Source organism: Hyphomicrobium sp. 2TAF46 (assembly GCF_052114865.1).
Classification (GTDB): Bacteria; Pseudomonadota; Alphaproteobacteria; order Rhizobiales; family Hyphomicrobiaceae; genus Hyphomicrobium_B.
Window position 1 is genome coordinate 91836 of record NZ_JBFRFO010000006.1, and the last position, 11343, is coordinate 103178.

At 58.2% G+C, this 11343-nt stretch carries 10 protein-coding genes; 3 read left to right on the forward strand and 7 right to left on the reverse strand.

Annotated features, from left to right (window positions below):
- Window position 1: 1 nt before the first annotated feature.
- The 5 genes from AB4Z24_RS13660 to AB4Z24_RS13680 form a co-directional block, all read right to left on the reverse strand.
- Complete coding sequence (locus AB4Z24_RS13660; RefSeq protein WP_441708981.1) at window positions 2-379, reverse strand: cupredoxin domain-containing protein; 378 nt, start codon at window positions 377-379, stop codon at window positions 2-4.
- Window positions 376-2925 carry a heavy metal translocating P-type ATPase gene (locus AB4Z24_RS13665; RefSeq protein ID WP_441708983.1) on the reverse strand — a complete coding sequence of 850 codons (2550 nt, stop codon included), beginning with the start codon at window positions 2923-2925 and terminating at the stop codon, window positions 376-378. Before AB4Z24_RS13665 ends, AB4Z24_RS13660 begins: the two co-directional genes overlap by 4 nt.
- A 167-nt stretch (window positions 2926-3092) precedes the next feature.
- Window positions 3093-3650 (reverse strand): CopM family metallochaperone, encoded by a 558-nt coding sequence (gene copM / locus AB4Z24_RS13670; protein WP_441708984.1) that lies wholly within the window; start codon window positions 3648-3650, stop codon window positions 3093-3095.
- 34 nt (window positions 3651-3684) lie between these two features.
- Entirely contained in the window at window positions 3685-3888 is a 204-nt protein-coding gene (locus AB4Z24_RS13675) for a hypothetical protein (protein WP_441708986.1), read from the reverse strand.
- A gap of 167 nt (window positions 3889-4055) precedes the next feature.
- Window positions 4056-4328, reverse strand: a complete 273-nt coding sequence (locus tag AB4Z24_RS13680; protein WP_441708988.1) for a DUF5676 family membrane protein — start codon at window positions 4326-4328, stop codon at window positions 4056-4058.
- Window positions 4329-5161: 833 nt separating this feature from the next.
- Between AB4Z24_RS13680 and AB4Z24_RS13685 the strand changes: the two genes are divergently transcribed.
- The 3 genes from AB4Z24_RS13685 to AB4Z24_RS13695 are packed head-to-tail and all read left to right on the forward strand — an operon-like array spanning window position 5162 to window position 8960.
- Complete coding sequence (locus AB4Z24_RS13685) at window positions 5162-6520, forward strand: MBL fold metallo-hydrolase RNA specificity domain-containing protein (protein WP_441708990.1); 1359 nt, start codon at window positions 5162-5164, stop codon at window positions 6518-6520.
- On the forward strand, window positions 6517-8076 hold the full coding sequence (locus AB4Z24_RS13690; RefSeq protein ID WP_441708992.1) for a thymidine phosphorylase family protein: 1560 nt from the start codon (window positions 6517-6519) through the stop codon (window positions 8074-8076). Before AB4Z24_RS13685 ends, AB4Z24_RS13690 begins: the two co-directional genes overlap by 4 nt.
- On the forward strand, window positions 8073-8960 hold the full coding sequence (locus AB4Z24_RS13695; protein WP_441708994.1) for a ribose-phosphate pyrophosphokinase: 888 nt from the start codon (window positions 8073-8075) through the stop codon (window positions 8958-8960). Before AB4Z24_RS13690 ends, AB4Z24_RS13695 begins: the two co-directional genes overlap by 4 nt.
- A gap of 394 nt (window positions 8961-9354) precedes the next feature.
- Here the strand turns inward: AB4Z24_RS13695 and AB4Z24_RS13700 are convergent, their stop codons facing one another.
- Both AB4Z24_RS13700 and AB4Z24_RS13705 read right to left on the reverse strand, forming a co-directional pair.
- Window positions 9355-10035: a DUF6629 family protein gene (locus tag AB4Z24_RS13700; protein WP_441708996.1), complete on the reverse strand. Its 681-nt coding sequence runs from the start codon at window positions 10033-10035 to the stop codon at window positions 9355-9357.
- A 67-nt stretch (window positions 10036-10102) separates the two neighbouring features.
- Window positions 10103-11341: an efflux RND transporter periplasmic adaptor subunit gene (locus AB4Z24_RS13705; protein WP_441708997.1), complete on the reverse strand. Its 1239-nt coding sequence runs from the start codon at window positions 11339-11341 to the stop codon at window positions 10103-10105.
- Window positions 11342-11343 lie beyond the last annotated feature (2 nt).

The following is an 11343-nucleotide window of genomic DNA, read 5'->3' on the forward strand; positions in this document are numbered from 1 at the left end:
CTTATTCAACGATCAGCCGCCCCTTAAACATGCCCATCGGGCAGGCGAACACGTATTCGCCGGGCGTCTTCGGCACGAATTCTACCGGCACAGTTTGGCCAGTCGGCAAATCGGCGCTCTTGCCGAAATCCGCGAATATCACTTTGTCAGAGCAAGAGGCGGTCTCTTCGCGCCGGAAGTTGAGCCGCACCGGTTTTCCAGCGCGCACGATGATGGTGTCAGGGGTATAACCACCCTTAACTAGGATCATCGCCTCCTGGTAGCCACCGCTCGTTTCAGAGGGGCGCACACCGGTGGAGCGCTTCATCCAGAAGAACCATACGATGAATGCGATGAGCCCAAGGCCAAGAGCGGTAACGAGCCAGCGGTCCGGGGTCATGACGAGATCCTCCTTGGCTTAAAGAACCGCAGCCGATTGGCGTTGGTGACGACCGTGACCGAGCTGAAGGCCATGGCGGCTGCAGCGATCAAGGGCGAGAGCAGAATTCCCAGGAAAGGATAAAGCACACCCATGGCAACCGGGATGCCGAGCGCGTTGTAACCAAAGGCACCAAAAAGGTTCTGGCGCACATTCTTCATGGTCGCCTTGCTGATCTCTATTGCCGTCACCACACCCATCAAGCTGCCCTTGATGAGGGTTACATCGCTCGCCTCGATAGCGACGTCGGTGCCTGTGCCGATGGCGAAGCCCACGTCGGCTTGTGACAAGGCCGGCGCATCGTTGATGCCGTCACCTACCATTCCGACTGTCTTGCCTTCGAGCTGGAGCTTTTGGACTTCGTGCGCTTTTTCGCCGGGCAGAACTTCGGCGAGCACGCGATCGACGCCGACCTGGCTGGCGATTGCTCTTGCGGTGCGTTCATTGTCGCCGGTCAACATGACGACTTCGATGCCAAGACGTTTCAATGCTTCGATGGCGGACTTAGAGTCGGGCTTGACCGTGTCGGCAACGGCAACGAGCCCACCGGCCTTGCCGTCGATGCTCACATACATCGGCGTCTTGCCCTCACTGGCGAGCCGTTCCCAATCTGGAATAAGCATTTCAATGCCGATGCCACGATCGCGCATGAGCTTGGCATTGCCTAGCAGAACAGCGCGGTCGCCAATGCGGCCGCTGACGCCATGACCGGGGATGGCCGCAAAGTCTTTGGCATCAGTCAGAACGAGCTTGCGCGCCCCAGCACCCTTGACGATGGCCTCGCCTAGGGGATGTTCGGAGCCTCGCTCAAGCGACGCGGCAAGCTGCAGGACCACGTCTTTACTCTGGCCTTCCGCTACCACCACATCCGTAAGCGCCGGCTCGCCGCGCGTAATGGTGCCGGTCTTGTCGAGAATAATGGCATTGAGTTTTTCAGCACTTTGCAGGGCATCGCCCGAACGGATCAGAATGCCATTCTCAGCCCCCTTGCCGATACCCACTGTGAGAGAGGTCGGCGTGGCAAGGCCAAGCGCACACGGGCAAGCGATAATGAGTGTGGTAACCAGAACGATGGTCGCGTAAACGATGCGCGGCTCTGGTCCAAAATTGTACCAGGCGACAAACGCGAGGATAGCAAGGATCATCACCGCTGGCACGAAGTAGCCAGACACGGTGTCGACGACCCGCTGAATGGGTGCCTTCGAACCCTGTGCATCCTTGACCATGCGGACGATGTTCGCCAGTGCGGTGTCTTTGCCGACTTTGGTCGCCCGGAACTTGAAACTACCGGTTTTGTTGAGGGTGCTGCCGATGACCTCGTCGCTGACGCCCTTCTCGACCGGCATGGATTCGCCGGTGATCATGGACTCGTCGATTGCGCTCGTGCCTTCGAGCACCAACCCATCGACCGGGATCTTGTCGCCGGGTCGAACAATGACGGTGTCTCCGGCAATGACCTCCTCAACCGGAACGTCGATTTCCTTGCCGTCACGGAGAACCCGCGCCGTTTTCGGCTGAAGACCAACGAGCTTCTTGATCGCCTCAGAGGTGCGCCCCTTGGCCTTGATCTCGAGAGCGAGCCCCAAGACCACGAGCGCCACGACCACATCGGTCACGTCCCAGAAAACTTCAGCCAGTGCCATATTCGGGAAGAATTGCGGAAAGGTTACTGCGACGACCGAATAAAGAAAGGCGGCCGTAATGCCGATGGAAATCAGTGTATGCATATTGGCCGCGCGGTGCTTCAGCGCGTCCCACATGCCGGTGAAGAATTGCGAGCCTGACCACAGCATCACCGGCAGGCTCACGACACCGAGAAGCGCCCAGACCGCACGCCGCGTGCCGCTGCCCATTGGCATCCAATCGCGCAATCCCGGGATGAGATCGGGATAGCTCAGCGCCATGACCGGCACGGAGACGGCGGCCGCAAACCAGAATTTCCGCATCAAGGTGCGGTATTCCGCTTGCTGTGCGACCTCTTCTGGCGCGAGGCCCTCGTCGGCAGGCTCGACCTCGGCCGCCGCACCAGTCTCGGCCACCTTGTAGCCCGCCTGCTCGATGGCCTTGCGAATAGCGGCGAAGTCGGTCTTGTCGGGCTGATACTCAACATCAACCGCATTGGTCAGCAGGCTCGCGCGTGCCGAGACCACGCCTGGGGTCATCTGCAGTGCAAGCTCGGTGCGGATGACACACGAGCTGCAGTGCATGTTCTTCAGTGGGATACGGGTCGTCGCTGTGCCGGCGCTATACCCATGCGCTCGAATTGCGTGCACCAAATCGGTGACCTTGGCGCGAGCGGGATCGTAGGTGATGCTCGCCACGCGGCTTGCAAGGTTGACTTGAGCGTTTGTCACGCCCTCCACGGCCGTCAGAACCTTCTCAATCGCCGGCGGACAGTGGGCGCACGTCATACCGCCAATCGAGAGTTCGACATGCGACTCCGCCGCTGCATCGTGCGGCTGCCCGCCTTCTGACGAGTGTCGGGATAGCGTCGCGGCCTCAGCCATGACCTGATCTCCTAATATTATTTTATCAGTTATGCGTAAATTGGCCAAAGTGCTTGGCAACATCCTCCACCATGCTTTCGGTGCGCCAGTGCGCCTACGGCAATGCCGGACTGAAATAGACGCTAGCATGGGGCTGGATAGCTCCGCGCTGAATATCCTGGGGCGGCCTACTGACCCTGCTTCTTCAGCCACTCCTTCATCCAGGCGATTTCCGATTCCTGGGCCTTGATGACACCCTCGGCCATCTTCTTGACGTCCGGGTCCTTGCCGAAAGCGAGCACAGTTCTCGCCATGTCGACTGCGCTTTGGTGATGCGGAATCATGCCCTTGACGAAGTCGATGTCGGTGTTGCCCGTATAGGTCATCGCCATATCTTGCTGCATCTTCATCATGATGCCATTGAGTGCCATGCTTGACGGACCAGCGTCGCCCTTGGGCATCATCGCCATGCCGCCGCCCATCATCTTTCCGTGCATCTCCTGCATCATCTTCATCATTTGGGACATGTGGTCGCCGTCCATCATGCCACCCATTTTCTTGGCGTCGGCCGTCGCATCCGGTTTTGTAGTCGCGTCGGGCTTGGCTGCTTGAGGTTCTTCAGTTGCTGCACCGGCAGGATGGTGCGCTTCGTGTGACGTGTCTTCCGCGCGACCCCCGACTATTGAAGCGGATAACAACCCTACAGCTACTGTGGCTATCGACAGACCCTTCAATGCTCTCATCATTGTCGTTCTCCTAGGTTCAAGAGGATGGGTGCAGTTATTTGTTCGCCTTGCTGCTTCCGCAACCGCAAGAACCGCTATGCGCGTGCTGGGCCGGCTCGAGTTTGTCATGCTCAGATGGTACGGGTTGTTCCTTCAGAGTCGGTGCCGCCTTCTTGCCCTTGCCATGTTCTCCACCGCAGCAGCCGGCTTTCTCCGGTTCATGCGGCACGTGCTCGTGGGCAGGGGTGGTCTTAGACATGATCGAGTCTCCTTATGTTAACGAACAGGGCTTTGACAAAGTTCAGATGCTTTCCGGTTGGCTCCACTGCCGGTTCCGGACGGCCTACTTCGAGACTCCGGCGCGATCTGCTCGACGGCAATTGCACAGCCGTAGACGCTCTTTGCATAGGAGCAATCCCTTCCGCACTATCGCCGGCTAACGAAGTTGTAAATTGAGGCGAACACGACGCCCAAGATGAACCCGATAATCCCGAGACCTGCGGCGCCATAGTGCGCTCGACCGAGCCCAATCGGGGTGGTGGACTTGAGGACGTTCAGGTCAAGCCCGTGCATGAAGGTACCGAAGAAATCGAGCGTCGCGTCTGGCCAGAAAGCGAAGGCCATGGCACACAGCACGCTTGCGAGCGCCATCGTGACCGCAGATGCAATGCCAACCGACAAAGTGTTAAGCTTGTCCACGATGCGTCCTCCTTTTTGTACGTTTGATGGGGTCGGGCCCGATGCGGGCCGGGCGGATCTCAGCGTCCGGCGGGCAAAGCAATCGCATTGTGATCACGACCAAGAACAGTAGCAGAGGCGAGATCAGAAAAGGGGTGGCCACCGGAGCGGACGCGGTGTGCCAGACAACCAACATAACGCCAGAAACGCTGAGGAAACGGACGACGGCGTCTTCAATTCTGATCATGACTGCTCTCTTACGTCCGACCTGTTTCAAAGCCTCTTCGATTTGGATCCTGAATTGGAACTGAGAGGTTACCTTTGATCTAGGACATTGATATCCGCTCGCCGGCCTACCAATTTTGTAACGGGGTGTAACTAGACAGCATTGCGTGACTATTCTGTCTTGCTGTTTCGACACAGCATGCGTCCAAAGTGTTTTTCGACTGTCCGGACGCTTAGCTTTCGAAGTATTTGAAGAGGATCCATCAGAACTAGAGGAATCGAAATGGCCGAACGCAATTGTTCGGCCGTGCTCACTGCAATCTGTCAGCGCATTTTGTACGCCCGTCATCGACCGCAGCAAGCGGCCATGATTGATCAATCGAATGCTGTGTAACCACCAAGCGAAAGTCAGGTCCGGCTACGATTTCGATCATGGGATTGAGATCAGTCCGATTGAAAGAATTCCTGCTAGACGTTGATCGCGGTCAACTAGGGGCCGCACATCTCGCCGCAGATTGCGAATTGAGCTTTCAAAGCAGTCCCGCCCAGCAGTACAGTTCTCAATATGTGAAAAGTGCCAATGGCGACCGTCACCACAACAGACTCAAAAAACTTAATGGAGGCGATATATGGAGTTAACGTTTCTGGGTGGCACGGGCACGGTTACTGGTTCGAAGTATCTCTTTGACGACGGCGAGGCACCTGCTCTCATTGACTGTGGACTCTTCCAAGGCTTCAAACAGCTCCGATTGCGGAACTGGCAGCCTCTGCCGATCGACCTGAGGCGGATAAGCTCGGTCGTGCTAACGCACGCGCACATCGATCACAGCGGTTATCTTCCGTTGCTTGTAAAAAACGGATTCAGTGGACGCGTCTACTGCAGCAAGGCTACTCAGGAGCTTTGCGAGATATTGCTGCCCGACTCCGCACATCTACAAGAGGAAGAAGCGCGCTTCGCCAACAAGCGTGGCTTCTCGAAGCATAAGCCAGCCTTGCCCCTCTACACCGTGGACGATGCCAATCGCGCGCTTAAGCACCTCGACCCTGTCGACTTTGACGAGCCGATCCGGCTTAGCGCGGCATCCTCCGCGCGTCTCCTGCCTGCGGGCCATATACTCGGCGCAGCAATGATCCTGATTGAAAGCGCGGGAAAGCGCGTTCTATTCTCCGGCGATTTGGGTAGACCCAATGACCCTATCATGCGTCCTCCGACGAAAGTCGAGGCCGTGGATGTGCTCGTGCTTGAGTCGACATACGGTAATAGACGGCACAGCCCTGCGGACCCTGAGCTTGAGCTTGCGTCTCACCTGGATCGTGCACTTTCGCGCGGTGGCGTTGTTGTCATCCCCGCATTCGCCGTGGGACGGGCGCAGACACTTCTTCACCTCGTTGCAAGACTGAAGGGGCATGGCAAGATCCCCAATGTTCCGATCTATCTCAACAGCCCGATGGCCGTGGATGCCACTCGAATTTACCACACCTACCGTTCCGAGCATCGCTTGAGCGTGGAGGAGTGCAAGGCGGCATGCCAAGTCGCCGAGTTCGTCAACAGCCCCGAAGCGTCAAAAGAGTTGAACCTAAAACATGGCCCAATGATCATCATCTCGGCCAGCGGGATGGCGACGGGCGGACGCGTCTTGCATCACCTGAAGGCCTTCGCCCCAGATCCGAAGAACCTGATTCTTTTCTCAGGCTTTCAGGCAGGCGGAACGCGAGGTGCCGCCATGGTTGGTGGAGCGGAAACCGTCAAGATTCATGGGGACTACATCCCAGTGCGTGCCGAAGTGGCCAACCTTGAAAGCCTTTCTGGTCACGCGGACTATGCGGAAATCCTCGATTGGCTCAAGTCGTTCCGCAAGGCGCCGGGTAAAATTTGTCTTACGCACGGCGAACCGGCGGCGGCCGACGCCATGCGAAAACATATTGAGGAAAGCCTCGGATGGGAAAGCTTCGTTCCAGACTATCTCGAAAAGGTGTCGATGACATGAGCGCCGCTAAAGATCTGGAGGTGGTGCCCGTGGGACACGAGACGGGAGCAACAGCCCCGTCGCAACTCGTCCTGCGCCGGCTCGGTATCGACACGTATCAGGAACACATTGTCTACATGCGCGCCGATTGCCATGTCTGCCGGTCGGAGGGGTTCGAAGCGCGCTCACGCGTGCGAGTATCCGCGAATGGCAAAAGCCTACTGGCGACACTGAATGTCATCCGCTCGGACCTCCTGGGACTTGAAGAGGCGAGCCTGTCGGAAGCCGCGTGGTCTCTGTTTGGTGCGCGTGACGGGGACGTCATCGAACTCACGCATCCCGAACCGAACGAGTCGGAAAGCTTCGTTCGTGCCAAAGCCTATGGCGCGCGTCTCAGTGAAAATGAACTCAACGCCATCGTCGGCGATATTGCCAAGGGTCTCTACTCGGATATCCATCTCGCGGCATTCGTGACAGCGTGCGCCGGTAATCGTCTCGATCTTGACGAGACCGTTGGTCTCACGCGGGCCATGATCAGCGTCGGCGACCGGATCTCATGGCCCTATCCCGTGGTTGCGGACAAGCACTGCGTGGGGGGCCTGCCGGGAAACCGGACGACACTGTTGGTGGTCCCGATCATAGCAGCACTCGGGCTACCGATCCCAAAGACATCTTCGAGAGCCATCACGTCGCCCGCAGGCACTGCGGATACGATGGAAACTCTGGCGCCAGTTAATCTGGATTTAGCAACGATGCGCCGCGTCGTCGAACGCGAAGGCGGGTGCATTGCCTGGGGAGGAGCCGCGCGATTAAGTCCGGCAGATGACATTATCATCCGTGTCGAGCGGCCATTGGACTTCGACAGCGATGGTCAGCTCGTGGCCTCGGTCATATCCAAGAAGCTCGCCGCCGGCGCGACCCATGCTGTGTTCGATTTGCCGATCGGGCCCACTGCCAAAGTGCGCAGCGTGGAAGCCGCCCATAGACTGGGGGAACGACTAACCGCAGTCGGGGCGGCCCTTGGGCTCAATGTTCGCATCGTGGAAACCGACGGTAGCCAACCGGTCGGGCGCGGTATCGGACCAGCGCTCGAGGCGCGCGATGTTCTTAGCGTCCTTCAACGCCGCCCGGACGCGCCAGCTGATTTGCGTGACCGTGCACTTGAACTCACCGCGCACTTGTTAGAACTGGCGGGGCGCGCACAGCCTGGTACAGGACGGGCCATGGCGGCCGAGGCCCTCGACTCGGGACGCGCGTGGATCAAGTTCCAGGCCATATGCGAAGCGCAAGGCGGGATGCGAACCCTGCCAATCGCTGAGCATCACCACCCCATTGTGGCAACATTTCCCGGTCGCGTCGCTGCGGTCGACAACAGGCGCCTCGCCAAGATCGCCAAGCTAGCAGGGGCTCCAAAATCGCCAGCTGCAGGGATTGACTTGCATGTCCGGGTGGGAGACCGCGTGGAAAAAAAGCAACCACTTTTTACAGTACATTCTCAATCCCGAGGCGAATTGGAGTATGCGCTCCACTACGTTGCCGCTCAGCGGCAGATTGTTTTCATCGCGGAGGGCCCATGAAGCCATTGTTGTTCGCGATGCCAGGAAACGAGGAGTTCACACATCTCCTGACTTCAATCCTCGGCGCAGATCTGGGCTTACTCGAAACTCGCACCTTTCCCGACGGCGAGACGTACATGCGCTTTGGTAGCGACGTTCAAGGTCGATCAATCGTACTGGTGTGCACGCTCGATCGGCCAAATGCAAAGACGTTGCCTTTGCTGTTCGCGGCGAATGCCGCGCGAGACCTCGGCGCATCTCACGTTGGGCTTGTCGCGCCCTATCTCGGCTATATGCGGCAGGACAAGCGCTTTCACCCGGGCGAGGCGATCACATCGAGTTCTTACGGTAGATTTCTTTCATCAGCCTTCGATTGGATTGCGACTGTCGATCCACACCTGCATCGCCGGGCTTCCATGTCGGAGATATATTCGAACCCTGTCGGCGTATGCCATGCCGCCCCCAAGCTATCGGAGTGGATCCGCAATCATGTATCGACCGCACTCGTCGTGGGACCTGACGCCGAGAGCGAGCAATGGGTCAGTGTAGTCGCCGCGGACGCAGGTGTGCCGTACGTGACGCTCGAGAAGACGCGGCGAGGAGATCGGGACGTTGACATAACCTTTCCGGATATCGAACAATGGCGTGGAAAGACGCCGGTACTCGTCGACGACATTATCTCGTCGGGTCGAACCATGGAGGTCGCCGTGAGGTGTCTGCTCAGTCTAGGTTTCATCGCCCCCGTGTGCCTCGGCGTCCACGGGGTATTTGCCGAAGACGCATACGAGCGGCTCATGACGGCGGGTGCGTCTGAAATCGTTTCCACGAACACAGTGCCGCACACGTCGAACGGAATTGATATCAGCGGCGCTGTAGCAAAGGCGATGTCAGAATTCCTGCAATAGGCCGGGTTTGGCCGGGAGAAATCACATGGCGGCGGAAGTGCCTACAATACAGGCGGAAACGGCAGCGGCGGAGACCTGCCGCCCAGCCCAAGCCGACGCATGCTGCGATCTGGCTCTTACTAAATTAGCCGCCTCCGAGAGAATTCGCACGGGCCGCCGCGCTTTATCACCATCATAATGCGAGCCAATGGTCGGCGGCTGCGACGGTTGAATATCGGATAGGGTGCCAGTCGATTTGCGGGATTCAGAAACCGCGGCGGCACGACGGACGTTTGCGGCATCTTATTCGCGAACCGCTCATCATGGGTTCAATTGGTCTACGCTTGTGCCGAACTCATTGGTCGCGATGGGTGGACATATTGGCCCGCACATTCGGCTGTGCGACACCGGTTGTCTACTGGAATACTGCTCTTCCTCGATCCGGCGCTGTTTCGCTAAAAATCCAATAGACAATGTACAGCGACATCAGCGCGCCACCAAAACAGAAAACCGATATGTAGGCATACTTAAAGAAGAGATACGTCACCGTAACGACGGCTGAAATAAGTAAACCGAAAATCTGAGCGTGGCGATTTGATGATGTGAGAAGCGGAGCAATGATGACGAAGAGATAGATCGAATACGTCAATTCGCGCTTCATGATGAAATCGAAGAGCACGGTTCCCTGATAGACAACCGCATGGGGAAGGAACGTCGTAATCAGCCATCCGTCATGCGCAAAATAGGGGAAGTACTGCACGGCTCCGAGCATGCCGCCTAGAATGGCAAAGATCAGATAAATGTGTCTCCGCCGGCACGGCTCCAGAAAGTATGTCGAGAACGGGACCCAGACGGGCCAGGCTAGCCACGAGAAGAACATGTAAGCTAATGAATAGCGCTGGACCATGCTATCGCTTGAGAGAGCATTGCCGGTCCAAACGAGCCCCTCGAAGAGTTGCTGCAGCCCAAATAGGAACGGCAGAACCGCAATAGGCAGGTAGTCACGGTTCGCCCAGTATGCCCTCTGGGTGGCAAGCCCGCCAGCCGGCAAAAGAACTGCCGCTGCGGCGTAACTTACGTTGGCCGAAAAGCACATAATCGAGCCCTGCTCCCAAACGAAGAGGTGGTTTCTGAATCAATTGGCTCAGGTGCCGCCGTTTGGTTCAGCCGCTTTCACGTTCTGAGACCGCGACGCCGTCCTTTACCCGGTCACTGGGATGAAGCACGACCTTCTCGCCCGCTGCAAGGCCAGAAATCACCTCTGCTTGCCGGTTGTTACGGTGCCCGATCTGGACGACGATCGTATGTGCGCGGCCATCCTTGAGACCAAAGACAGCCCAATCGTCGCCTTTGCGGAACAGCGCACTGACGGGCACAGTCAGAACATTTTCGGAACTCCAGATGGCCACGTGGACGATGACCCGGAATTCGTGACCGAGCTGAGACCAAGCGGCAGGCGGGTCGATGAAATCGATGACGGTACGCACCCGTTGCTCTTCGATGCCAAGCGCCGAGACCTTGACAAAGCCGGCAGGATCGACGCGCGTCACACGTCCCCGCACCGGGGGGCCACCCCAGCCGTCAATTCGGACCGGCGCACCGGCCTTCACTTGAACGGCGTCGGTCGAGAGAAGCTCGGCGACCACTTCGAGATCGAGCGGGTCACCGATGTCGATGAGAGGTGCGCCCGCCGCAACGGAGGCTTCGCTTTCCTGAATGATCCTGAGGACGCGGCCGGTTACGGGTGTGCGAATCTGAATGCAACAGCCGGGATTTTCCGGCGCGGTAGCGCTTGCAGGGTCTATCAGACGGGCGTTTGCCATCGCGCGCTCGCTACGCCGCACGTCGGCCTGCGCCTTCATACTCGCCAGCGCCGCTTCATTCGTCGCCACGTCCAGCTTGGCTTTGTCCAGCGCTTTCGCCGAGATTGTATCGGTGCGCGCCAATGTCTGCGCCCGTTTTAGGTCATCACGGGAAAATTCAAGCGCGGCCTCGATCCGGCGCACCTCCGCCTCGGCCAACTTCACGGCAGCCTCGGTGGCGCCAACCGCGGCCTGCAATTCTTCGCGCGAACGAACATCAAGGAAGTTCGGCGCCATCGGCTGCATGACAGCGACAATCGTTTCGCCTGCGGTTAGCTGATCGCCGATGTGGTGCGAGGTTTCGTGCGACTCGCCGGGCTGAGAGATCCTCAAAACCTTGCCGGCAACGGGCGCTGAGACGGTGTAGATGTGGCGCACGCGTGTCTTGGCTTCCTCTTCGACCGATACCTCCATGGGGCCAGAGGATGCTGTAGCGAGATCGACCGCAACCGGCTGCGGCCATGCAAACCACACGATCCCGGCGATTGCTGCCCCAATAAGGATGACGCTTATCGCTCGTTTCAGCCAAATTTCTTGCATGG